This is a genomic window from Dietzia maris, assembly GCF_036287335.1.
Classification (GTDB): domain Bacteria; phylum Actinomycetota; class Actinomycetes; order Mycobacteriales; family Mycobacteriaceae; genus Dietzia; species Dietzia cinnamea.
Genome location: NZ_CP143053.1, coordinates 305,522 through 328,371 on the forward strand (window position 1 = coordinate 305,522; position 22,850 = coordinate 328,371).

Sequence of the window (22,850 nt, forward strand, 5' to 3'; positions counted from 1 at the left end):
CGGCGGCCCCGCGCTTCCGCCCGCCCGATACGCAGCCGCTCCTCGCGATGGCGTCTCGCCCACACTTCGGGGCAGGCGAGACGCCATCGCGAGGAGCGGCTGTGTGAGTCGCGTACATCTGGAGGAGCGAGACGCCAGGGAGGCGTGCGGCTGCCCAGGATTCCGCGGGAGCGAGACGCCGGGCTCGGGAGCGAGACGCCGGGCCCGGAAGCGAGACGCCAAGCCCGGGAGCGAGACGCCAGGGAGGCGTGCGGCTGCCCGGGGGCGGGCGGAGGCCAAGGGGTCGCCGGCCCGTTGCCCCGGGTCAGCCGGTCAGTCAGCTGCCGCTGCCGCTGCCGCCACCCCGGCGCAGCAGCACGAACGCGCCGCCGATGAGCAGGACGGCCAGGCCGCCGACCACCCAGATGACGGGATTGACCTCGGAGCTCTCGCCGGAGGTCTCGTCGGCGACGTCGGCCTCGGTCGCATCGGCGTCCGCGGACTCGCCACCGGCGTCGGCAGCCGTGGCCCCGCCGGCAGCGGAACCCTCAGCCCCGGCACCGCCCTCGCCGCCGGCTGCACCGCCCTCGGCACCGGCGACGGTGAACACCGAGGACCCGCTCACGACGTGCCCGTCGGCCGAGGTGACGCGATAGCCGACGGTGTAGGCGCCGGGCGCGAGGTCGTCGACGCGCGCGGTGACGGTCTCACCGTCGACCATCGGCTCGCCGGCCACGCGGTTCGCCCGGTCATCACCGGCGGTGACGGCGACGGAGGCGAAGTTCCGGTTGACCTCCTCGTTGAAGGTCAACACGATCTGCTCGGGCGCCGCGTCGAGCTGCGAGCCGTCCTCCGGGTCTACGGAGATCAGCACGGAGTGCGCGGCCGCGACGGGCGCGAGCAGCACGGCGGGGGCGGTGACGCCGCCGAGCAGCGCGGCCGCCACCGCGACGGAGGCCAGACGCCCACCAAGCGCCAGACGCCCACCAAGCGCCGGACGCCCACCAAGCGCCGGACGCCCACCAAGCGCCCGACCACCACGCTGCACCGGACGACAGCGGAGCTGGGTCACGCCTTGACCCCCAGGCGGGCCAGGACGTCCTTGTTCACGCGGTCGAGCTCGCCGGAGATCGAGGAGTGGATCTCGCGCCGCTGCGCGGTGGGCGTGGTCTCGGCGGTCTCGACGGCCGTGCGCAGGTCGGTCAGGCGAGTGCGGGTGGAGGCGACGAAGTCCTTGACCTCCCGCTCGCCACCGCGGCTCGCCTCGAGCTGGTCGAGGGTGCGCTCGAGGCGGACGATCCGCGCACCCAGGGCGGCACCGGGGCCGGTGGCGTTGATGCCGGCGGCCTTGAGGTCGACCCCGCCGGCCTCGGCGGTCTTATCGGAGCTCTGCGCGTTGGACACGACCTTGTAGACCAGCGGCAGCAGGACCGGGGTGGCGACCTGGGCTATGTTCAGCCAGCGCTGGACGTCGTCCTTGTTGAGCTTGGTGCCCTTGAGCTTGTCGAGCTCCATCTCGGCCAGCTGGTACTCGTGCTTGCGGCCGGCGGCGTCGATCTTCTCGGCGAGCTTCCGGTCCTTGGCCAGGATCTTGGCCTCGCGCTTGATGGTCTTGCGCTCCTCCTTGGCGTGGACCTTCTCGGCCTTCCGGTCCCGCTTGGCGGCCTTGCGGTCGAGCTTGTTCTGCTTCTCGGCGCGCTTCTCCTCCCGCTTGGCCTTGCGGTCGGCGTTCTTGCCCTCGAGCTTGGCGCGCTTCTTGGCCTCCGCCAGCTCCACGCGGTGGGCCTCCCTGGCCTGCTTGCGTGTCTCCTTGGCCGCGAGCTTGGCCTCGGTCATGGCGGTGGACTTGAGCGCCGCGGCATGGGCCCGGAGTCCGGCACGCTTGTCGCGGTAGGTCGTCAGCTTGCCCATGGGCGTCGATCCTTCTCTCGTCGCGAACATTCAGGTCACCAGCCTAGGCGAATTGCCGGGCACTGAGGACCGGACCGTCGTGCGCTGCACGGCTGGGTCATGATGGACGGCGATGGAGGACGCCGAGCGCACCACGGGCCGGGTCCCCGACGCGGCGGTGGTGGGACCGGCGTCGGGGGCCAGATGTCTGCACCGCGTGGCCCGGGAGCGCGACGCCCGGCCGGGCTGGTGGCGGACCGCGCCGCTCGACGAGGGCGTCCGGCTTCGGGCCATGGCGGCGGCGGATCGGCGCGCGGGGCTGAGGGAGCGCGCGCTGGCGGGCGCGCGCCCCGACGCCGCCGTGGTGGACGTGGTGGGGGATCACTGGACGGATCTGCCGGGGGACGTACCGGGTGACGACGACGAGGAGGTGACCCTCCGGGCGTTGGCCGACGGGGCGACTCTGGTGTGGGGCGCCGCCCTTCCCGCCGATGAGGGCAGTGGCCGGGCGGGCCTGAGGTGCACGGTGGCGGCAGTGCCCGGCGGTGGGTACGCGCCGGTGTTGGTGGTCAACCACAAGGTGGTCGACCCGCGGCGGGGGAGGGGGTCGTCGACGGCGACGGTGACGCGGCTGCTCGACTGGGCGCCGGCGCCCGATCCGACCCTGCGGGTACGGCGCCATCCGGCGGACCTCGACCGGCTCGTCCACGCCTGGCGCCTGCTCGAGGCCGCGGGGCACGCGGCGTCGACCCCGGTGGGTGCGGTGCTCGGGCTGGGCTCGGCGCGTGCGGTCGTGCACGACCTCGAGCCGGTGCTCGACCCGGCCGACCGCACCCACGCCACGCGACTGGCGGTGGTGCGCGGTGAGCTGGACACCGCCCCCAGCCGGATCGGCGAATGTCGCACCTGCCCGTGGTGGGAGGGGTGGGACGACCGGGACGGGCCCGTCGAGGGGTGTCGCGACCGGCTGGTCCTGTCCGATGACGTCAGCCTCGTCGTCGGCGGCGGACAGGTGGGGGCCCTGAGGGCGCGGGGGATCCGGACCGTGGCGGATCTCGCGGAGGCCGGGCCGGACCGGCCGACCGACTGGAACGGCGAGCCGTACTCCGACGCGGTCCTGCGCGCGCGGGCGCACCGCGACGGCGAGGTCGTGGTGCCCAAGGTGGCGCGGCCGACGATCCCCCGGGCGGACGTGGAGGTGGACGTCGACCTCGAGAGCCACCTCGACGACGGCGCCTACCTGTGGGGCACGCTGCTCACCCTGAGGGACGGGCGGCCGCTCGAGGACGAGGGGTACCGGCCGTTCGTCACGTGGTCTCGACTGCCGGACGCCGACGAGGGGCGGGCGTTCGCGGAATTCTGGCGCTGGCTCACCGGGATACGGGACCGGGCGGCAGGGCAGGGGCGCTCGTTCCGCGCGTACTGCTATTCACGGGCCGCCGAGAACGGCTGGCTCCTCTCCTCGGCGAGCAGGTTCGGTCCGGAGGGCACTCTCGCCGTCGTCAAGGGGGTCCCCGGCGTCGCCGAGGTGCGGCGCTTCATCTCCTCTCCACTGTGGGTGGACGTTCACGAGGCCGTCGCGACCCAGTTCGTCTCCACGTCGGGCCTGGGCCTCAAGGTGGTCGCGCCGGTCGCCGGGTTCACCTGGCGCGATCCCGAGGCGGGCGGTGAGGCCTCGCTCGGGTGGTACCGGGACGCGCAGGCGGCCCGGGGTGTCGAACGCGACGCCGGGCGCGAGCGGATCCTCGCCTACAACGAGGACGATGTCCGGGCCACTCGCGCTGTGCGCGAGTGGATCTCCCGCTCGAGCCGGGATGGCTACTAGCTCTGAACGTTCGTCCACTTTGGATTTGGACCCCTCATGCGCGGGCATTTCGCGGTGGCCGCGCAGTGTGTTCTCGGCGGAATGATTAGAATTGTTAAATATCGCCGGAGTGCCGGCGCATCCCTCCCGAAAGGAATACTGACCCATGACGAGTCACATCCGCGCCGCTGCAGCCCTCGCCGTCTCTGCTCTCGCCCTGACCGGCGGAGTGGGTCTGGCACACGCTCAGTCCTCCGCCCTCGGCTCGGCCGAGGAGGGGACGGGGGAGGTCGGCCCCGGATCGATCGACACCTCGGGCTCCGCATTGCTCGGCGAGCCGACCTTCGGCAGCCTCGCCCCGGTCGTGTCGCAGGGCGTGGGCTCGGTCAACGCGGCAGCGGGTTCCGACGCCGTGAGTCCCGCGCCGGGTACCGGCTCCGTGGACACCACCGGTTCCCTCCTCGGCGAGCCCACCTCAGGCTCCCTGGTGCCGGCCGTGGCGTCGGTCGGTGACGCACTGGGCTCCGATGGGGGTCCGGCAATCGTCATCGGCTCCGATGGCGGTACGGATTCGCTCGGAGGATCCGGTTCGCTCGGGCCGGTGCTGCTGATCGGCGGCTCCGCCGCTGTCATCGGGGCGGGAATCTACTTCGCGCCGCAGATCGAGCAGGCTCTGACGGACGCGGGAATCGTGCTGCCGCCGCTGCCCCAGTTCTGATCCTCCGGGGCCTCCTCCGCCCCGTACTGTTTCCGCTCTCGAGGCCCGCTCCCGACGCCGGGGGTGGGCCTCGAGGCATCGGCGGTGGTGTAATCACGGGAAGAAGCGTGACCGGACCCGCCCGGACGAGGCCAGAATCGCAGGCCGAGAATAGTTCTCGGGCCAGATTATAACTAATAATTAACTAAGTTTTCTCCGTTGACGTCCTGAGTGCACCGATAGAGTGCGGGTAGGGCGGTCGGAGCGGTTTCTCCATAACACTGTTTTGACGCCGTCAAACCCCGCCCGGGGTGGTTCGGCCACGAGCCTCCGCGCCTGGGAACCTATTCCACACGAGGAGACGAAGAAATGACGTTCACGACTCGCAAGGTGGCCGCCGTCGCTGCCGCCACCGCTCTGGCCATCTCGGGCGCCACCGGCGTCGCCAACGCGCAGAGCGAGGGCAGCCTGGACGCCGGCAGCCTGACCGGCGGCTCAGGCGAGCTGAGCTCCGGCAGTGAGGGCTCCGGCGACTCGGCCGGCAACGGTTCGGTCCCGGAGGACCTGGGCTCGCTTATCCTGGACGGCGATGCCACCGGCAACGGCTCCCTCGATACCGAGGGTTCCCTGATCGGCGAGCCGACCACCGGCTCGCTCTCGGGCTCCTTGTCCGAGGCGATCGCCTCCTCCGGCGTCAACTCGCTCAGCCCGGCACCCGGCACGGGCTCCATCACCACCACTGATTCGCTTCTGGGGGAGCCCACCACCGGTTCGCTGGCCCCGATCTACGCTCCTATCGCGGGCTCGCTCGGCATCGGCGAGGGAGCCACCACCGTTCTCGGTTCGATGGAGGGATCCCTCGGTGCCGGCTCGCTCCCCGGCGGCACCGGCTCGCTCGTTCCCGCCACCCTGGGGCTGGGTTCCGTCGCCGCCATCGGTGCGGGCATCTACTTCGCGCCGGAGATCCACGCCGCGCTCACCGCCGCCGGCATCGCCCTCCCGCCGCTGCCGCCGCTGCCGTGGGCCCCGGCCCAGGGTGCCGCTCCGGCCCCGGCTCCGGCCCCGGCTCCGGGCCCCGCCATCGACAACGGTCGCGGCTGACACCGGCTCGAACAGCACCGAGGCCCGCCCCCGATCAGGGGGGCGGGCCTCGGTCGTCTGCGACGCTGCAGCGCGGCGCAATCCAGCGCGGCGCTCGAGGGGGAGCGCCGCGCTGCCGTGCGCGGCGCGCTGACTAGCGTGGCGCCATGCGCAGGGCGCCGTCCATGCGGATCGACTCGCCGTTGAGGTAGTCGTGCTCGACGATCGCGTTGGCCAGCTGCGCGTAGTCCGACGGGCGGCCGAGGCGCGACGGGAACGGGATCGCGGCCTCGAGCGACTTCTGGAACTCCTCGGTCAGGCCCTTGAGCATCGGGGTCTCGATGGTGCCCGGGGCGATGGTGTTGACCCGGATGCCGAACTGCGCGAGGTCGCGGGCGGCACAGATGCCCATCGAGTAGACGCCACCCTTCGAGGCGGCGTACGCGATCTGGCCGACCTGGCCCTCGTACGCGGCGACGGACGCCGTGTTGATGATGACACCGCGCTGACCGTCCTCGTCGACGGTGTCCTGCGTGGACATAGCCTCGGCGGCCAGCCGCAGCACGTTGAAGGTGCCCACGAGGTTCACGGAGATGCAGGTCTCGAACAGGTCGAGCGCGTGGACGCCCTTCTTGGAGACGATGCGGGCGGCCGGCGCGATGCCGGCGCAGTTGACGACGACGCGCAGCGGGGCGGCCTCGGTGGCGCGGGCGACGGCGGCCTTGACGTCGTCCTCGTTGGTCACATCGGCGGCGATGAGGGTGATGCCCTCATCGATGCCCTGCTCGACGGCCTTGTCGATCGACTGCTGGAGGTCGAGGCCGAAGACGACGGCGTCCTTCTCGGCGAAGGAACGCGCGGTGGCGTTACCCAGGCCGGAGGCGGCACCGGTGACGATGACGGAAGCACCCTTGATGTCCACGGGCGTTGTCCTTTCACTAGGAACTGCAACGAATGTCGGTTCCCAGTGTCCCAGACAACGCCTCAGCGGACGGCGAAGGCCCGGCTCTCCCCCCGGACCGGGAACAGGCGACCGTCGAGCCCGCGGCCCGACGCGGTGTACACGACCCGGTATTCGCCGGCCGGGGTGCCCGGCGGGATGTCCCATGTGATGAGCGCGTTGGTGACGGTGAGCAGACCCTCAAAAACGATCATCGTGGACCAGTCGCCGTCGTCGTGGACCCGCACCCACCGCCCGCCGTCGCGGCGTTCGATCGCCAGGTAGGTGTCGCCGCGGCGCAGGTCGGAGTTGGGGTGGGTGCCGCAGAACCGCACCAGGACGCGCTGTCCGACCCGGTACTCCGGCAGCGGCTGGTCCAGGACGTCGCCGAAGTTCCGTAGTGGCGCCGGGGTGTCCACGAGCGGGTTGCCGAGCGGCGAGGCGGGGATCTGGCCGGTGAGGTCGCGCTCGGAGGTGCCGGGATCCAGCGGCGTGCCCGCCCGCATCGAGCGGGCCAGGTCGGCGGCGATCTGCTGGATCGCGGGCAGGGTCCACGGGCCGAAGATCGTCGCGCCGCCCTCGTAGTTCTGGGCCGAGTACTCCTCGGGCGTGGTCACGTAGTGGCCGTACGCGTTGGAGTACCCCTGGACGGTCACGTGGTCCTCCGCCACGCCCAGTTCGACCGCGAGCGTGCGCCGCAGCCGCAGACCCGCCACCACGGTGGGCTCGAAGCCCAGCGTGAACAGGTGGTGGCCGCCCAGGCGCACGAGGTGGAACGGGTACACGCGCTGGACGGCGTGCGGCACGAGCCCCACGGGGAGCAGGACGTCCTTGGGCGCGTGGGCCTCGCGCAGCCACGCCGGGATCACGACGTCGGTGAGGGCCTTGACCGCCGGGTTGCCGCCACGGTCGCCCTCGGCGAAGGGCAGTTCGTCCCCGCCACCGCCGTCCTCCTGGCTGCCCGAGGCGAACGACGCGCCGAGTGCGGCGACGGCGGTGCGGTGGGTGCGCCCGTCGCCGGTGAACTGAGGGCCCACCTCGACGGCGGACATGTCGACCCACACATGGCGCACGTCGATTCCGCCGCCGAGCGGGCGCACGTCCCTGCCCACCTGGTCGCGGGCGGCCGCGAACTGTCGTTCGCCGTTGATGCGGGTGTTGAGCCACTCGTCGGGCGTCGGCCCGCGGCCGGGTTCGCGGTCCAGGTTGGGGCTGACGTCTCCGGGGTTGGTCTGTGCGAATGCGGTGACGAGAGCGGGGGTCCCGCCGGCGACGTAGTCCTGGCCCGCGACCTCCCGCTCCCAGCGCCAGGCGGCGTACCCCTTGTTGTCCGAGGAGGCGATGCGGTTGTGCGACGTCATGGACGTGGCGTGGGTGGCGAACCAGTTGAGCACGCCCACCAGTTGGCCGCCGCGGGTGATCTGCAGCGACTGCGACCGCGGGTCGATCCCCTGGGGGAAGTGGGCGCGCTCCTCCGGGGTGTCGCGCTCGAACGAGCCGCGGGAACGCTGGACGCCGGCGTCGTGGAGGGTGCCGGTGGTGACGCCGACCTCCGAGGGGGCGAGGTCGTGATGCGCCATCCGGACGGCGTCGACGATGCCGGCGACGTTGGCCTCGAACGTGACCGGGCGGAAGCCGAGCATCGACAGGTCGACCATCGGGTGGCCGGAGGTACCGCCCGGGGCGACGTGGGTGTGCGTGGCGGTGATGACCACGTTGCCCTCGTGGTAGGTGCCGCCGAACTCCGCCGCCAGGCGCCGGAGGACCTCCTGTTGGATCGACTGGAAGATCAGGCCGATCTCGGCGGTGACGTGGAGGAACCGGGGCGACGACGGCGAGTCGGCGAAGACGAAGGCGCGCGCCCTCTGCCGCAGGTGCAGCCCGACGGAGAGCTGCTCGGTGTCCGCGTACCCGTTCATGCCCGCGCCCAGCGGCTCTCCGGTCATGTCCCCGATGCCGCGGCCGACGTACAGGGCCGTGGACTGCGCTGAGGCGACGGCGGGCAGGGCCGACTGCAGGGCCGCGATCCCGCCGAGGGCGGCGGCTCCGCCCAGGACGGTGCGGCGACTCATGCCGGTCGAACCGCCGGTCTGGGAGTGGTCGACCTGTCGCTCGCCGTTGGACACCGAAGGGACCTCACTTCTCGCGCGGGTGCGCCGCCGCGGCGGACGCCGGGGCGGTTGCGTGAGTCACAGTAGCGTCTCGGACGACCGTCCGGGTGCGGTCCCGGGGCCAGACCCGTTCCACGTCCCGGGGCCCGGACGGTTCCGCGGCTGCGGACCCCGGCGGTGGACAGCACGCGGCCCGGGCGGGGTGATCCCCACCCGGGCCGCTGTCAGCTCAGGAGAGCCGTGAAGGGTCCGATTCCGTCAGCCCTTGGCGGCGGCGTAGCGCTCGGCCACGTCCTTCCAGTTGACGACGTTCCAGAAGGCCTTGACGTAGTCGGCCTTGACGTTCTTGTACTGGAGGTAGAAGGCGTGCTCCCACATGTCCAGCATGAGCAGCGGGGTGATGTTCACCGAGATGTTGCCCTGCTGGTCGGTGAGCTGCTGGATGACCATGCGCTGGCCGATGTGGTCCCAGCCGAGGACGGACCAGCCGGAGCCCTGCAGGGTGGTCGCGACGGCGTTGAAGTGCGCCTGGAACTTGTCGAACGAGCCGAACTCGGCGTCGATCGCGGCGGCGAGCTCACCCTCGGGGCGGTCGCCACCCTCCGGCGAGAGGTTCTTCCAGAAGATGGAGTGGTTCGTGTGGCCACCGAGGTGGAAGGCCAGGTTCTTGCTCAGCAGCGGGGCCTTGCCGGAGATGCTGCCGTCCTCGCGGGCCGCGGCGAGCTGCTCGAGGGCGTCGTTGGCGCCCTTCACGTAAGTGGCGTGGTGCTTGGAGTGGTGCAGCTCCATGATCTCGCCGGAGATGTGCGGCTCGAGAGCGCCGTAGTCGTAGTCGAGATCGGGAAGAACGTACTCGGCCATAGTGGAGTGTCCTTTCAGTTGGGTGACGGGCAGCGCGCGGGGTCGACCCGTGGCGCCTGTCACGGCGTCCGTCTCCACCATAGTGATCTGCGGGCGAGCGCGTCGTCCGGCGCCGCGGTGGGCTCGCGGGCGGCTGCGGTGTCCTGCCATGATCAGAACCGTGGATCACTCCGATACGGCGGCCGTGCGCACCATCTCGGTCTCGGCCGTCATCCTGAGTCGGCCCGACGGCGCCGTGGTGACGGTGCGCAAGGTCGGCACGGACCGCTTCATGCTGCCGGGAGGCAAGTGGGAGACGGGGGAGTCGCCGCTCGAGTGCGCGGTGCGGGAGATCGACGAGGAGCTGGGTGTGCCCCTCACGCCTGACGCGTTGGAGTCGCTCGGCCGGTTCGACACGGCCACCGCCAACGAGCCCGGGTTCCTGCTGGTCTCTGAGGTGTTCTCCGCCCGGATGGACGGCGATCCCGAGCCGCGGGCCGAGATCGCCGAGGCACGGTGGGTGACGGTGGGCGAACTGAGGGAGATCGCGGCCCTGCCCGAGGACGACTGCGCGCCGTGGGCGCCGCTGCTGGTGCGGGTCGCGCGCGAGCGCCTCGGAGACCCGTCGGCGAGCTGACCTCGCCGCGTGCCGGGGCCCCGACCGCGCGCTGGCCGGTCAGAGGACGAGCAGGGCGATGAGCACGACCAGAAGGATGACGGCGAGCGCGACGGGCACCGCGATATTGCGGCGGCGGACGTGATCGCTACAGCCGGTCCCCTCGAACGGCTGCGGCTGATCGGCGTCGAAGATGGCGCGAAGTCGTTGGACTGCAGGCTGTGTGGCGGTCACGTCCAGATCCCCCTCGGTCGTACTGGCGACCACTGTAACGCGGACTATGGGATCGGTCACATCACGTCCGGATCTCGATCCCGCGACGCGGTTACCCTGGCTACATGGGCTGGCTACAGGACGCGATCAGACAATCCGCGATGCGACGGGCGACCGAGGTCGTCGACGCCGACTCGGCGCTGCCGGGCCGGGCGGAACCGGTGGCCGTGGCGCCGAAGAACATCGTCACGGGCAATCCGATGGTGCCGCCGTTCCCGGAGGGGCACGAGTCGATCGTGCTGGGTATGGGCTGTTTCTGGGGTGCGGAGAAGGTGCTCTGGCAGCTCGACGGCGTCTGGACCACGGCGGCCGTCTACGCCGGTGGGTGGACGCCCAACCCGACCTACGAGGAGACGTGTACGGGATTGACCGGCCACACCGAGGCGGTTCTCGTGGTCTTCGATCCCGCGGTGCTGCCCGTGGAGAAGCTGCTCGCGGAGTTCTTCGAATGGCATGACCCCACTCAGGGGATGCGTCAGGGCAACGACATGGGCACCCAGTACCGCTCGGCGATCTACACGACCACGCCGGAGCAGCTGGAGGCGGCGCGCCGCATCGCCGAGGGCTACCAGAAGGAGCTCGACGCCGCGGGCTACGGGCCGCTGACCACGGAGATCGGAATGCTCGACGAGGTCCGCTCCGGAAAGTACGCCTACGCCGAGGACTACCACCAGCAGTACCTGGTCAAGAATCCCGGTGGCTACGACTGCCACGTGCGCAGCGGGGTCGCCTGCCCCATCTGATCGCGGCCGTCGCGGCTCCGGCCTCCGCGGACGCCGCGACCCACGACCTCCGCAGGCGTCGCGGCCTTCGCAGCCGTAGCCCCGAACGCAGCCGCCCCTCGCGAAGGCGTCTCGCCCGCTCTTCGGTGCGCGCGAGACGCCATCGCCGGGAGCGGCTGTGCGGGGGCCGCGGGAGCGAGACGCCAGGCAGAAGAGCGAGGCGCCATCGCCGGGAGCGGCTGTGCGTGGGCTGCGGGAGCGAGACGCCAGGCAGGGGAGCGAGACGCCATCGCCGGGAGCGGCTGTGCGCGGGCCCGGACATGCGAGAGGGCCCCGCAGGATTTCTCCTACGGGGCCCTCTCGTGCAGTCTGAGAGAACGTCAGATCAGTCTGACGTCAGATCACAGCGGGGTGATGTTCTCCGCCTGCAGGCCCTTGGCGCCCTGCGCGACGTCGAAGGAGACCTGCTGGTTCTCCTCGAGCGAGCGGTAGCCCGAGCCGTTGATGGCGGAGAAGTGGGCGAAGACGTCGGCCGAGCCGTCGTCGGGGGCGATGAAGCCGAAGCCCTTGTCAGCGTTGAACCACTTCACGGTGCCGGTAGCCATATTGATGCCTTTCGAGAGTCGGTGCTCCGCTTGTCGGAGTACCGGGTGCTGCAGCAGAGAGCGTGCTGTGTGTTTCCCTGCGGTGCCGCACTGCCCTCTCGCAAGGGCGGTGGATCTACAGAAATACAACGAACGATTTCAACTACTGAGAAAGACCATACACACGACGGCACGGTCCGTCACCCCCTCTGTGATGACGGATACATGAACTGCGGGTGGCGTCCCCGCCGGACCGCTCGAGGCGCTCAGTCCGCGGAGGCGAGGACGACGTCCGCCAGGACCGCTGCGTGAGTGTGCTCGGTGTCCCGCGACGCGTACGCCAGCACCAGGTCCCCGTCGGTCGCCCGCGCGACGAGGCGCTCCACAGCCCCGGCCGCGGAAGGGCGGGCCAACTCGGCGCGGTACCGCTCGGCGAAGTCGGCGAAGTCCAGATCGCCGCCGTGGAACTCGCGCCGCAGCTCGGTCGACGGCGCCACGTCGGTACACCACTCGTCGTGGCGGAACGCGTCCTTGCGCACGCCCCGCGGCCACAGCCGGTCCACGAGCACCACGTACGCGTCCCCGGGATCGGCGCGGCCTGAGACGAGATCGTGGACGCGCACACAGCTCACGGACATGACCCCAGCATGTGCCACACCGCGCGCCCGCGCCATCCGCGGACGCGAGACCGGGCCACCTGCACCGCGCGCCCGCGCCACCCGGGCTGTGCCAGCATGGTCGCCATGACCACACCGCGGCGGCAGGGGCAGTGGCGCTGGGTCGCGCACCCGCCGTGGCGGTCGCCAGTACCGACCCCGCGACCGCCCCTGCCGCGCTACCGCACCGGACCCGCGTGGGGCCCGCGGACACCCGCCTATCCGGCCACCCCGAGGTGGGGCCTGCCCCCGGTCGCGATCCCGCACCGACTCGAGCCGCCCGCCGCGCCCCGGCCGGCCCGCCTCGCCTCGGCCGCCCCCGGCATCATGCGCGCCGCCGGCGCCTGGTTCGCCGCGACCGCCGTCGCCCACGGCCTGCGCTACGCCGCACTCGCCTGGTACGCCGACCGGCTCGCGCCGTGGTGGATCGAGGCCGTCACCACCGCGCTCGTCTGGGTGACCGGGATCGTCGCCATCGCCGTGGGCGTCGCCGCTGCCATCACCGCGACCGCCTGGCTCGTGGAGACCCGACGACGGGCCTACGCGCCGGTCCCGGATCCGCGGTCACGGGCGGGCCTGTGGGCTGGGGCTCTCCTCGTCGTCGTCAACTTCTTCCGCCTACCCGTCTACCTGGAGGAACTGCGCCGGGCGTCGGACCGAGCCCCCTCCCGATCCGACCTGAGGCGCTGGTGGGCGGCGTGGGGCGTCAACGCCCTGGCCGTCGCCCTGGCGCTGTGGCGCGGCAGCGGCGAGGGCTCCCAGGCCGCCGCCGACACCGTCCTGCTCACCGCCCTGGCCGCCCTCGCCGCCGTGTGGACCGCCCGCGAGACCCGGTCCGTCATGCGGAGTTTCACCGACCCTTCCCCGCGGTTCACCCGCAGGTTCCTCCCGGCGGGGATCGTGGAGGCGTCCGCGACCCGGAAGGAGTGAGACGTGACGGTCCCCGCGACCACCCACCTGCCCTCACCCGTCTCCACCCGAAGCGGCGTCGTCGCCCACCGCGGCGCCTCGGCCGAATATCCCGAACTCACCCGCGTCGCCTACCAGCAGGCCCTCGACCAGGGCGCCGAGGCGCTCGAGGTGGACATCCGCCTCACCGCCGACGGCGTCCCGGTGCTGCTCCACGACCCGCGCACCACCCGCGTCGGTGACAGGGACCTGTGGGTCCACTCCGCCACCCTCGACCAGGTCGCGGCCCTCGACGTGGGCTCCTGGCACCCGGTCCACCGCAGGCCGGAGCCGGTCATGACCCTGCGCAGTTTCCTCGTGATGGCCGAGGCGTATCCCCGCGTCCGCCTGTTCCTCGAGACCAAGCACCCCGTGCCCACCGGCGGGCGCGTCGAGACCGCGCTGCGCGACGAACTCCAGTACTTCGGGCTGGACCGGGCCGCGTCCTTCGCCGAGTCACGCGCAGTGATGATGAGCTTCTCCGTCTCCGCCGTCCGCCGGTTCCGGCAGCTGGCGCCGGACGTGCCGACCGTGCAGCTGCGCGAACGGCGCAACGTCTTCAAGTCCTGGCCCGCCGAGGGGTTCGGCGCCCAACTGATGGGGCCGAGCATCAGCGCGCTGCGCGCCCGGCCGTGGCTGGTCGAGTACTGGCGGTCACGGGGCATGGGGACGTACTGCTGGACCGTCGACGACCCCGCCGATCTCCTCCTGTGTCGCGACCTCGGCGTGGACTGGGTGGGCACCAACGTGCCGGCGCGGGCGCTGACCGTCCTCGACGGCGCGACGCCGCCGACCGAGGGGCCCGCGGACGGGGCCGGCGCCGGCGTGCCGAGTGAGGCGACGCGGGGCCTGCCGGGTGATCCGGGGGCATAGGGGCCGGCACCGACCGGCCGACTCGCCGGTCCGGCGGGCACCTGACGAAGTCGCACCGTATCGTGGTGCTCGTGGGTAGACGGAATAGGCACAACGAGCCCAAGGCCGGCGGAAACCGCCAGGCCAAGATCGCCGCACGCGCGGCCGAGCGGGAGGAACTGAGCGTCGAGCCGCGGCCGTTCGCCGGGTTCGCCGGTGAGTGCGACATGGTGGCGATGCGCGAGTTCGTGCCGTCGGCCACGGCGAAGCTGACCACGGTCGGGGGCGACCGCGAGGTGACGTTGGCGACGGTCCTGCCCGGCGCGATAGCGGCGCTCGTCCGCGACGATGAACTCGGCGGCGAGGCGATGGTCGGCCTGCAGGTGCAGGTCCACGGCCCCGATCCGGCGGCCGATCTGGCGTTCGCGATCGACTGGGCGGGCCGCGCCGGCGGCGGGGAGACGCTCACCTCGTCGCACCCGACCGGGTCGACGCCGTCGCTGGCGGACGTCGTGGTGAAGGACGCCCCGCTGGAGATCGTCGTGCACGACGACTTCTCCTGGTGGGTGGCCGAGGGCGTGCAGGTCGCCCCCGAGATCGAGCAGGCGGTCCGCAACGCCAATGAGGTCATGATGCCCTCGGCCCGCGTGGAGGCGGACGGCATCGAGGCCGCGTGGTGGGTCGACGCCGGCGAGAAGGCACACATCCGCTGGGTCCGGCCCGAGGACGAGGACGCGCTGTTCGAGGCGCTGGCCCGGGTCCACGCGGCCGGTGGGTTGCACCTGGGCGAGGGATCCCGTTTCGCCGGGTCCTTCCGCACGCACGGGCTGCTGGTGCCGGTGTTCGACCTGGACCGCGAGATGCACCACCAGGAATGGGCGCCGGGTCTGCAGGAGCTCGACGCGCGGCTGCGCGAGGCGCTCGCGAACGACGCCCCGCTCACCTCCGAGGAGCGGTCGTCCCGCGACGGGCTGCGCGCCCGGCAGGTGACCCTCCGCTAGAAGGTCCGCGCGGCACGGACCCCCGACGGGGCGCCGTGCGTTCTAGGATCCCTTCGGGCGACGTCGAGGGTCGCCCACGACGCGATGTGTCGACCCGGGACGATCCGAGGGAGTGGGGCGCGTGGCCGACCGACCGACCAGGGGGGACGACGACGAGTCGCCCCGTCTCCCCGAGGTGACGGTCCCGCCGTGGCTGCGGACCGGGCCCGGCCCGGACTCCTCGCTCCCGGGCGTGCCCGCGGTCGACCGGTCTGCGGGTGTGGCCGACGGTGCGGGTGCGTCGCGGGCCGGCGGCCGCGCTGACGAGCCCGCGCGTGAGGCCCCACCGACCCGGATCACGCTCGGTGCGGGTGCGGGCGCGGGTGCGGGTGCGGGTGCGGGTGCAGGCGCACCCGCCTCTGCGGGATCAGGGCCCGCCCGGACGGCGGGCGTCGACGTCGACGACCTGTCGAGCCTCCCGCTGGGCTCCATCGCGACGGAGGTGCCCCGGCCGGTCGACGAGCCGCCGCGGTCGCCCGTGGTGCTCGACCGCCGTCCGGTGCGGATCGCCCTGCTGGTCGCCGCCGGTGTGGCGGTGCTGGGCGGGTCCGCGGTGCTCGGATTCGTCGTGACCCGCGGGGCCGTCAGTCCCTCCGAGGAGGCGGTCACAGGGTGCACCGAGGTCTCGGAGCCCGGCCGCGTGGTCGGCGCTGGGCCCGGATCGCTCGACACGCCCGCCGGCGCGGTCCTGGCGTTCGACCACGCCTACTACGTGGAGCGGTCGGCGGCGAAGGCGTTCGAGGCGGTCTCGCCGTCCAGTCGGATGACCGAGGAGCAGCTGCGCGTCGAGGGCGTCGAGCGGGTCCCCGAGGGCACCACCCACTGCGTGGAGGCGCGGGAGCTGTCGCCCACGCTGCTCGAGGTCGACCTCACCGAGTACCCGCCGGAGGCCGATCCGGTCCTGATCCGTCAGCGCGTGCGACTCGCCGAGAACCCCGACGGCACGTGGGGGATCGTCTCCATCACCCCGGCCGGCTGAGCGCGCGGCCGATCAGGGCCCGGCGTCGATGTACTCCGGGCCGGGGGTCCGCCCGGCGGCGACCGCCTCGAAGAACCCCGTGGTGGTGGGGCCCCACGTCAGATACGAGCCCACCGATCCCGACGCCATCCCGTCGTGGGGGGCGGTCACGGTCAGCGGGTCGTCGCTGAGACGCCACATGACCCGCGCGAGGGTCCAGATGTGGTCGCCGGTGTCGACGGTGACGGCCTCGGCGCCGGAGTTCAGCAGCGGCACCGCGGTGAACGGGTTGAGCAGGTTCCCGGGGGACAGGGTCTTGCGCATGAGCGCGCCGAGGAACTGCCGCTGGTTACGCACCCGCTGGAGGTCCTGCTCGGCGAACCCGTAGCGGGTGCGGACGAATCCCAGGGCCTGCGGTCCGGCGAGCGTCTGGCATCCGGCGGCCAGATCGAGGCCGGCGAGCGGGTCGACGATGGGCTCCTCGATGCAGATGTCCACTCCGCCCACGGCGTCGACGATCCCGGCGAAGCCGCCGAATCCGATCTCCGCGTAGTGGTCGATCCGCACGCCCGTCTGCTGCTCGAGCGTCTGGGTGAGCAGCGGCGGTCCACCGAACGTGTAGGCCGCGTTGAGCTTGTTCTCGCCGTAACCGGGGATGGTCACGAGCAGGTCGCGGGGCAGCGAGATGAGCATCGTGCGGTCGCCGCCGCGCGGGGTGTAGACGAGCATCATCGTGTCGGTCCGCTTGCCGCCGGCGTCGGACTCGGACCCGGTCGACAGCTGCGCCTGCTGCTCGGGGGTGAGCCCCTCGCGGGAGTCGGTGCCCACGAGCAGGGTCACGGTGCCGGGCGTGTTGCCGCCCCGCCCCGGGTAGTCGGTGAGCGCGTCAATCCGTTGCAGCTTCGAGTCCGCCCACAGGGCCGTGACCACACCCAACGTGAGCACGAGGACCAGCACGAGGCCGACAATGCGCAGCGGCCCGATCCGCCGCCACAGGGGAGCCCGGCCCGGGCGCCGGCGGGGTCGGGCGGCCGAGGCCGCCCGCGCGGAACGACGATCAGGCCGCCCGCCGCGACGGTCGGTCGCCTGTCGATAGGGGTCGCGCCCGCCGGCGCGCGCCCGAGAAGACCGTCGCGGATCGCGCGGATCGCGGGGATCGCGTGGGTCGCGTGGGTCGCGGGGATCGCGCGGGTCGCGGGGATCGCGCGGGTCCTCCCGCAGGTAGCGGGCCCGTTCCTCGGGCGTCAGCGGTTGGGGCTCCTGCCGCGGCTGGTAGCCGGTGCGACCGAGCGGATGCTCACGGCCGGCGTCGGCGGCCCTCGCGCCCGGGTCCCGCCGCGCCGCGGCATCGCGGGACGCCGCCGGATCACGCCGGGCGGACTGGTCACGACGGGCCGCCGGATCGCGCCGGGCGCCGGGATCGCGACCGGCCGAACCCGGGCGGGCCGCCGGATCGCGCGGCGCACCGGGGTCGGCGTAGCCGCGTCGCTCGCGGGCGCGTCGCCGGAGCTCGGCGGCCTCCTCGGGGGTGAGGTGCCGGCGCCTGGGGTCGTCGGTCATGGGATCGGACTCTACTTGCCCGCCGGCGAGGTCGGCTGGTCCCGTCGCGCCGGCGGGACCAGTGTCACAACCACGACACGTGCGGCGCCAGCAGCGCGTAGCCGAGGAACGCGATCACGTCCAGCAGCGTGTGCGCCAGCACCAACGGCCACAGCCGGCGGGTCCGCATCCACCACAGCGCGAACACCACGCCCATCGCGAGATTGCCCAGCCCGCCGCCGAAACCCTGGTAGAGGTGGTACGACCCGCGCAGCAGGGCGCTGGCGGCCAGCGCCAGCCACGGCGGCACGCCGAGCTGCCGCAGCCGCACGAGCAGGTAGCCCACGACGAGGATCTCCTCGGCTGCGCCGTTGCCCGCCGCGGACAGCACCAGCACGACCGGCCGCCACCACGTCTCGCCCAATCCGGACGCCGCGACCTGCAGATTGAACCCGGCGGCGACGGCCCCCAGGTACAGCGCCAGGCCGGGCACGCCGATCACCGCGGTCAGGGCGAGCGCCCACGCCACCTGCCGCCCGGGCCTGTCGCGCACGAGACCGAGCGCCCGCGCGCGGATCCCGGAGTGCGCGAGCAGCACCAGCGGCAGCAGGGCCCACGCGAGCAACCGCAGCACGCCGAGCGCCTGGTAGGCCAGGTCGAGCCACGGATGTTCCGAGCGGGAGACGTTGAGTGCGGCGGTCTGGTCGGCGAGGTCGGCCGGCGCGAGCAGTGCGGAGACCAGGTCGAGGACGGCGTAGGCGCCGGACAGGCCGAAGGTGACGGCCAGGACGATGACGAGCTCGGCCACCAGCAGCCGGCGGACGCGCGGGTCGGTGACCGGGTCGAACCGGGAGGCGTACCGGGCGACCGCGGCGCGGGGGGAGAGTGCGCGACGGACCCGTCCGGCGTCGGACGCGGAGTGCGAGGACCCGCTCACTCGGCGAGCCGGACGCTGTCGACGATCCCGTCCATCCACTTGACGCCGGGGGCGGACTGTTGCGCGGTCGTCACGTACGCCACCCACCACCGCCGCCCCTCCGAGCCGAACACGGCGGTGTAGACGAGCCCGCCGGAGTCGAGGTCGGCGAACTCGTCGGGCACCACCACGTAGGAGACGGCGGCGCCCGTGCCGGCCTCGTTGTCCACGCGTGTGACCCGCCGCTCGTCGCGGATGCCGGACACGCCCAGGATGTAGAGCTGGATGGTCTCGGCGAGCGCGGTCGCCGCCCCCTGGTCGTCGGCGATCGCGGCGGCGGCGATACCGGGTTCGAGGGCGCCCGCGAGGATGCGGGTCTCCAGCGCGTGCCCCGTCCCGACGGGCACGATCTGCAGCGATCCGAGCTCCGCGTCGCTCACCACGCGCCATCCCACGGGCACGGCGAGCTCCAGCCCCGAGTCCACGTCGAGGTGGTGCTCCCCGTGCAGCGTCGAGTCCCTCGGCAGCACCGAGGCGGGATTGGTGGCCACCGCGACGATCAGCAGAAACGCCAGGAGTCCGAGCGCGACATGCACGGTCCGCGGGCCGCGTTTCTCCTCCGGGGTGAGGTGGGAGGCGTCCGGCGCGTCATCCGGGGCGGGGGAGTAGTCGGCCGCGTATTCGGGCACGGGGGCGTCGTCGGTACCCATCGGTCGTCAGCGTAGCAACGGGCGGGGTGTACACCTGAGTGCATGACGGTGTCGCTCGAACTGCTGAGTCGGGGTCCCTCGCGGCCCGACCTCCTGGAGGACCTCGTGGCCGACGAGGCCACCCTGGCGGGCACGCTCGCCCGCTGGTCGGCCCCCGCCCCGGTCGTGGTCGCGCCCGCCGCCGACCTCGGCCTCCCGCCGTTGGAGGAGGTGTCCGCGGTGCTCGCCGCAGACACCCCCGCGATCGTCGACGTCGCGCGCGGCCTGACCGGTCCCGGTCCCGCCGCCGACCACCTCGCGGACCTGCTCGCCGTGGCCGCGCACTCCGGGGTCGGCTTCGGCTCGGGCCTCGTGCCCCGGTGCGCCGACGCGGACCAGGTGTGGGCGCTGCTCGCGGGCGCCGTGGCCGCGATGACCGGGGCGGACGTGCGCGCCGCGATCGCCGCGCCGGACCCGGCCCGCATCCTGGGCCTGTCGCGATCGGCCCGGGAGGCCATCCGTGATGTCGTGACGTGCACCCTCGTGCCCGACGGGCGGGTCGACGCCGTGTCCGCGGACCTCGCGTCCGCCGATCCCGACCGTCGCTGACTAGTCTCGTCGTCGTGGTCACCGTCGCCTACCTCGGCCCGCCCGGCACCTTCACCGACGCCGCCCTGCACCGGCTCCGCGCGGACGCGCGGACCTCCGACTTGCTCGCCGACGCCGAGGCCGTCCCGGCCCCCACCCCCGACGAGGCGCTGGCCATGGTCCGTTCGGGCGCCGCCGACTACGCGTGCGTCCCGTTCGAGAACTCCGTCGACGGCACCGTCAACCCCACCGGCGACGCGCTCGCCGTGGGGGAGCGGCTCCAGATCTTCGCCGAGACCGAACTCGACGTGGCGTTCTCCATCCTCGTGCGGCCCGGTACCGCCGCCGCCGACGTGCGCGTGCTGCGGACCCACCCTGTCGCCGCCGCCCAGGTCCGTCGGTGGGTGGGCGTCCACCTGCCGCAGGCGCACATCGAGACCACGTCCTCCACCGCCGCCGGCGCCGAGGAGGTCGCCGCGGGCACCGCCGACGCCACCGCGGCGCCCGCCCGCGCCGGCGAGATCAACGGGCTGGTCCCTCTGGCCGAGCGCGTCGCCGACGTCGGCGGCGCCCGCACCCGCTTCGTCCTGGCCGGCCGGCCGGCCCCGCCGCCGCCGCGCACGGGCAGCGACCGCACCAGCGTCGTGTTCGGCCTGCCGCACCAGCCCAACGCGCTCGTCCAGGCGCTGACCGAGCTGTCGATCCGCGACATCGACCTCACCCGCATCGGTTCCCGACCCACCCGCGTCGAGCGGTTCACCTACCTGTTCCACGTGGACCTCGTCGGTCACATCGACGACCCCGCGGTGTCCGAGGCGCTCGTCGCGCTGCGCCACCGCACCTCCGACCTGCGCTTCCTCGGGTCGTGGCCCGTCGCCGACGGCGGCGAGGCCGGCGCGCCGCCGCCCGACCGCGCCGAGGCGCTGCGCTGGATCGACGGACTGCGTCGAGGGGAGGGCGCGGGGTGAGCGCCCGACTCCACCTCGTCCGCCACGGGCAGACCCCTTCCAACGTCGCCGGCGCCCTCGACACCGCGTTGCCCGGCGCCCCACTGACCGACCTCGGCCGCGAGCAGGCGCGGCTGGTGGGTGAGGAGCTCGCCGGGTCGGGCATCCGCCCCTCGGTCATCCTGAGCTCGGAGGCCGCCCGCGCCCGCGAGACCGCCGGCCTCATCGCCGGGGAGATGGGCCTGCCCACCCAGGCCGTGCCCGGTGTCCATGAGGTGCAGGCCGGCGAGTACGAGATGCAGACCGGGCCCGACGCGCTGCTGGCCTACAACCGGGTGGTCCGCGACTGGCTCGAGAACGGCGAGCTGGACTCCCGGCTCCCCGGCGGCGAGAGCGCGCTCGACGTGCGGCGGCGCGCCATGCCGCTCATCGCCGAGCTACGCGAGTCCTACCTCGACAACGCCGTCGACGTGGTGCTCGTCGTCCACGGCACGCTCATGCGGATGATCGCCGTGTTCGCCGGGGCCGTGCCCTCGCAGTGGGCGCTCGACAACCGGATCCCCAACTGCGGCGTCATCGAGCTGGCCCCGGACGGCGGCGGCTGGGCGTGCGAGCGGTGGGGCGACCACCTGGGGCGGCCCGGGTACTGACGGCTGCGGAGTGGCTCCCGCGGCCGCGCGTCGGCTGCTCCGCTCAGCCCCAGCCGAGGGCGTGCAGGGTCTCCTCGCCGATCCCGAAATGGTGGGCGATCTCGTGGATCACCGTCACCGCCACCTCGTGGACCAACTCCTCCTCGGTCGAGCAGAAGTCACACAGCGCGCCCCGGTAGATCGTGATGGTGTCGGGCAGGAACCCGGAGTAGGTGGTGTCCCGCTCGGTCAGTGCGACGCCCTCGTAGAGACCCAACAGGCCGGGCTCGTCCGGATTCCGGTCGGCGATGAGCACCACCACGTTGTCCATGGCCTCGAACAGCGCGTCCGGTACCGAGTCCAGCGCGTCGTCGACCAGCTCCTCGAACCGCGCCTCGTCGACCCGGATGGTCACGGCGCCCCGCCGCCGGGCACCGGGACGGCGACCGTGCCCTGGCCGGTGTCGGTCGTGGCGCCGGTGTCGCCACCGGGCTGCTGGCCGGGCGGCGGGATCTCTGTGGTGGTGGGCGCGACCGGGGTGTTCCCGTCGATGAGCACACCCTGCCGCGCGGAGCCGCGCAGCACCGCGAACGGCCCGGGCTCGGCGGCCCTCATCAGTCCGCAGTTGACGGTGCGACTGCCCGTGCGCCACGAGATCTCGGAGATGGGATTGACCAGCGTCGAGATGAGCGTCGTGCGGCGCAGCGTCTCGGGGTCGCCGAGATAGGCGATGCCGGCCTCTCGGCAGGCGTCGGCGGTGAGCTCGGACTGCTGCCGCGGATCCGGCGGGACCGGCCCCTCGGGGAAGGTCCCCGTCACGTCGACGTCGGCGACGATCTCGATCGAGTGGTCGTCCGAGCACGGCACCGGTGCGCCGGGCAGGCCCTCGGCGGTGAATCCCAGGCACGTCCCCGGCTCCCAGCGGCGGTGCTGGTCCGCCTCGGCGAACGTGCCCGTGGACAGGGCGGACCGGCCGTCGAGCTCGGCGGCCGCGATCCCGCACAGGACACTGCGGTCGCCCTTGGCCCAGCCCTCCTCGGACGGCGGCACCACCAGTCCGGTGAAGCGGCCCTGCGGATCGACCTCGCGGCCGCCCGCGTACCGGGAGATCAGCGGCAGGCACCGGTCCGTGCCCACCGGGGCCAGGTCGTCGCTGTCCGGGAGCGGGGTCCCCTCGCCGAACCCGGGGACCTCGGACAGGTCGATCCGCCCCGCCACCTCGAACCGGTGGGGCTCGGCGCAGTCGACCGTGTCGAAGGAGGCCACGCGGTCCGCGGCGTCGATGGACCAGGTCAGGCAGGTGCCCGGGGCGGCGTTGGCGTACGCCGGACCCGACAGGGTCCGCGGGTCGACCTGCGGGACGACCGCCGCGATCCGCCCGGCGCTCGACGAGTTCGGGTCGTTGATCGCCGAGGCCATGAGCGCGCCGGTGACCGCCCCGCCGGACAGGATCGCGAGGAGGGAGGCCATGACCGCGCCCCGCGTGCGGGGCAGGGTCCGACCACGGCGTGACGATCGGGTGGTAGTGGTCATCGCCTTCCATGATGCCGCA

General features: G+C 72.9%; 25 protein-coding genes. 12 read left to right on the forward strand and 13 right to left on the reverse strand.

Annotated elements, in window-relative coordinates; all coding sequences use genetic code 11:
* Window positions 1-316 precede the first annotated feature (316 nt).
* Together VYL96_RS01370 and VYL96_RS01375 are read right to left on the reverse strand one after the other, a co-directional pair.
* On the reverse strand, window positions 317-925 hold the full coding sequence (locus tag VYL96_RS01370) for a copper resistance CopC family protein (RefSeq protein WP_243699679.1): 609 nt from the start codon (window positions 923-925) through the stop codon (window positions 317-319).
* Between the two features lie 122 nt (window positions 926-1,047).
* Window positions 1,048-1,890: a DUF6474 family protein gene (locus VYL96_RS01375; protein ID WP_131885727.1), complete on the reverse strand. Its 843-nt coding sequence runs from the start codon at window positions 1,888-1,890 to the stop codon at window positions 1,048-1,050.
* A gap of 112 nt (window positions 1,891-2,002) precedes the next feature.
* Between VYL96_RS01375 and VYL96_RS01380 the strand changes: the two genes are divergently transcribed.
* From VYL96_RS01380 to VYL96_RS01390, 3 genes are all read left to right on the forward strand, one after another.
* On the forward strand, window positions 2,003-3,694 hold the full coding sequence (locus tag VYL96_RS01380) for a TM0106 family RecB-like putative nuclease (protein WP_131885726.1): 1,692 nt from the start codon (window positions 2,003-2,005) through the stop codon (window positions 3,692-3,694).
* A 145-nt stretch (window positions 3,695-3,839) separates the two neighbouring features.
* Window positions 3,840-4,391 carry a hypothetical protein gene (locus tag VYL96_RS01385; protein WP_131885725.1) on the forward strand — a complete coding sequence of 184 codons (552 nt, stop codon included), beginning with the start codon at window positions 3,840-3,842 and terminating at the stop codon, window positions 4,389-4,391.
* Window positions 4,392-4,739: 348 nt separating this feature from the next.
* Entirely contained in the window at window positions 4,740-5,471 is a 732-nt protein-coding gene (locus VYL96_RS01390; protein WP_131885724.1) for a hypothetical protein, read from the forward strand.
* 133 nt (window positions 5,472-5,604) lie between these two features.
* On the opposite strand, the gene VYL96_RS01395 is transcribed toward VYL96_RS01390, so the two are convergent.
* The 3 genes from VYL96_RS01395 to VYL96_RS01405 all read right to left on the reverse strand — a co-directional run bounded on the left by VYL96_RS01395 (window position 5,605) and on the right by VYL96_RS01405 (window position 9,362).
* Window positions 5,605-6,372 carry an SDR family NAD(P)-dependent oxidoreductase gene (locus VYL96_RS01395; protein ID WP_131885723.1) on the reverse strand — a complete coding sequence of 256 codons (768 nt, stop codon included), beginning with the start codon at window positions 6,370-6,372 and terminating at the stop codon, window positions 5,605-5,607.
* A 62-nt stretch (window positions 6,373-6,434) separates the two neighbouring features.
* The gene (locus VYL96_RS01400; RefSeq protein WP_131885722.1) at window positions 6,435-8,516 is read right to left on the reverse strand and encodes a neutral/alkaline ceramidase; all 2,082 of its coding nucleotides are present in this window, start codon (window positions 8,514-8,516) and stop codon (window positions 6,435-6,437) included.
* A gap of 243 nt (window positions 8,517-8,759) precedes the next feature.
* Entirely contained in the window at window positions 8,760-9,362 is a 603-nt protein-coding gene (locus VYL96_RS01405) for a superoxide dismutase (RefSeq protein ID WP_007629669.1), read from the reverse strand.
* A 160-nt stretch (window positions 9,363-9,522) separates the two neighbouring features.
* Here VYL96_RS01405 and VYL96_RS01410 point away from each other — a divergent pair, with 160 nt between their 5' ends.
* Window positions 9,523-9,978, forward strand: coding sequence for an NUDIX hydrolase (locus VYL96_RS01410; RefSeq protein ID WP_007629667.1), 456 nt, complete (start codon window positions 9,523-9,525; stop codon window positions 9,976-9,978).
* A 39-nt stretch (window positions 9,979-10,017) separates the two neighbouring features.
* Here the strand turns inward: VYL96_RS01410 and VYL96_RS01415 are convergent, their stop codons facing one another.
* Window positions 10,018-10,191 carry a hypothetical protein gene (locus VYL96_RS01415; RefSeq protein WP_165001081.1) on the reverse strand — a complete coding sequence of 58 codons (174 nt, stop codon included), beginning with the start codon at window positions 10,189-10,191 and terminating at the stop codon, window positions 10,018-10,020.
* A gap of 104 nt (window positions 10,192-10,295) precedes the next feature.
* Here VYL96_RS01415 and msrA point away from each other — a divergent pair, with 104 nt between their 5' ends.
* Entirely contained in the window at window positions 10,296-10,973 is a 678-nt protein-coding gene (gene msrA, locus VYL96_RS01420) for a peptide-methionine (S)-S-oxide reductase MsrA (RefSeq protein WP_043567392.1), read from the forward strand.
* A gap of 380 nt (window positions 10,974-11,353) precedes the next feature.
* On the opposite strand, the gene VYL96_RS01425 is transcribed toward msrA, so the two are convergent.
* On the reverse strand, window positions 11,354-11,557 hold the full coding sequence (locus VYL96_RS01425; protein WP_063972317.1) for a cold-shock protein: 204 nt from the start codon (window positions 11,555-11,557) through the stop codon (window positions 11,354-11,356).
* A 245-nt stretch (window positions 11,558-11,802) separates the two neighbouring features.
* Window positions 11,803-12,174, reverse strand: coding sequence for a DUF488 domain-containing protein (locus tag VYL96_RS01430; RefSeq protein ID WP_243699678.1), 372 nt, complete (start codon window positions 12,172-12,174; stop codon window positions 11,803-11,805).
* Between the two features lie 105 nt (window positions 12,175-12,279).
* On the opposite strand from VYL96_RS01430, the gene VYL96_RS01435 reads away from it, so the two are divergent.
* From VYL96_RS01435 to VYL96_RS01450, 4 genes are all read left to right on the forward strand, one after another.
* Window positions 12,280-13,122, forward strand: coding sequence for a DUF4328 domain-containing protein (locus tag VYL96_RS01435; protein ID WP_232303001.1), 843 nt, complete (start codon window positions 12,280-12,282; stop codon window positions 13,120-13,122).
* 3 nt (window positions 13,123-13,125) lie between these two features.
* A complete protein-coding gene (locus tag VYL96_RS01440; RefSeq protein ID WP_061227860.1) occupies window positions 13,126-14,013 on the forward strand; it encodes a glycerophosphodiester phosphodiesterase family protein in 888 nt (295 codons plus the stop codon).
* Window positions 14,014-14,084: 71 nt separating this feature from the next.
* On the forward strand, window positions 14,085-14,993 hold the full coding sequence (locus VYL96_RS01445) for a DUF5926 family protein (RefSeq protein WP_070719670.1): 909 nt from the start codon (window positions 14,085-14,087) through the stop codon (window positions 14,991-14,993).
* Between the two features lie 121 nt (window positions 14,994-15,114).
* Window positions 15,115-16,011, forward strand: a complete 897-nt coding sequence (locus VYL96_RS01450) for a DUF8176 domain-containing protein (RefSeq protein WP_061914267.1) — start codon at window positions 15,115-15,117, stop codon at window positions 16,009-16,011.
* A gap of 12 nt (window positions 16,012-16,023) precedes the next feature.
* Here VYL96_RS01450 and VYL96_RS01455 read toward each other — a convergent pair whose 3' ends face one another.
* The 3 genes from VYL96_RS01455 to VYL96_RS01465 all read right to left on the reverse strand — a co-directional run bounded on the left by VYL96_RS01455 (window position 16,024) and on the right by VYL96_RS01465 (window position 19,155).
* Complete coding sequence (locus VYL96_RS01455; protein WP_232303000.1) at window positions 16,024-17,550, reverse strand: LCP family protein; 1,527 nt, start codon at window positions 17,548-17,550, stop codon at window positions 16,024-16,026.
* A 64-nt stretch (window positions 17,551-17,614) separates the two neighbouring features.
* Window positions 17,615-18,466, reverse strand: a complete 852-nt coding sequence (locus VYL96_RS01460; protein ID WP_061914207.1) for a CPBP family intramembrane glutamic endopeptidase — start codon at window positions 18,464-18,466, stop codon at window positions 17,615-17,617.
* Window positions 18,463-19,155: an APA family fibronectin-binding glycoprotein gene (locus tag VYL96_RS01465; RefSeq protein WP_061227863.1), complete on the reverse strand. Its 693-nt coding sequence runs from the start codon at window positions 19,153-19,155 to the stop codon at window positions 18,463-18,465. Before VYL96_RS01465 ends, VYL96_RS01460 begins: the two co-directional genes overlap by 4 nt.
* A gap of 42 nt (window positions 19,156-19,197) precedes the next feature.
* Here VYL96_RS01465 and VYL96_RS01470 point away from each other — a divergent pair, with 42 nt between their 5' ends.
* The 3 genes from VYL96_RS01470 to VYL96_RS01480 are packed head-to-tail and all read left to right on the forward strand — an operon-like array spanning window position 19,198 to window position 21,319.
* Window positions 19,198-19,743, forward strand: coding sequence for a hypothetical protein (locus tag VYL96_RS01470; protein ID WP_061227864.1), 546 nt, complete (start codon window positions 19,198-19,200; stop codon window positions 19,741-19,743).
* A gap of 14 nt (window positions 19,744-19,757) precedes the next feature.
* A complete protein-coding gene (gene pheA, locus VYL96_RS01475; protein WP_061227865.1) occupies window positions 19,758-20,690 on the forward strand; it encodes a prephenate dehydratase in 933 nt (310 codons plus the stop codon).
* A complete protein-coding gene (locus VYL96_RS01480) occupies window positions 20,687-21,319 on the forward strand; it encodes a histidine phosphatase family protein (protein ID WP_061227866.1) in 633 nt (210 codons plus the stop codon). Before pheA ends, VYL96_RS01480 begins: the two co-directional genes overlap by 4 nt.
* 43 nt (window positions 21,320-21,362) lie before the next feature.
* Here VYL96_RS01480 and VYL96_RS01485 read toward each other — a convergent pair whose 3' ends face one another.
* Together VYL96_RS01485 and VYL96_RS01490 are read right to left on the reverse strand one after the other, a co-directional pair.
* Window positions 21,363-21,713 carry a metallopeptidase family protein gene (locus tag VYL96_RS01485; protein WP_061227867.1) on the reverse strand — a complete coding sequence of 117 codons (351 nt, stop codon included), beginning with the start codon at window positions 21,711-21,713 and terminating at the stop codon, window positions 21,363-21,365.
* Entirely contained in the window at window positions 21,710-22,831 is a 1,122-nt protein-coding gene (locus tag VYL96_RS01490) for a septum formation family protein (protein WP_243699677.1), read from the reverse strand. Before VYL96_RS01490 ends, VYL96_RS01485 begins: the two co-directional genes overlap by 4 nt.
* Window positions 22,832-22,850 lie beyond the last annotated feature (19 nt).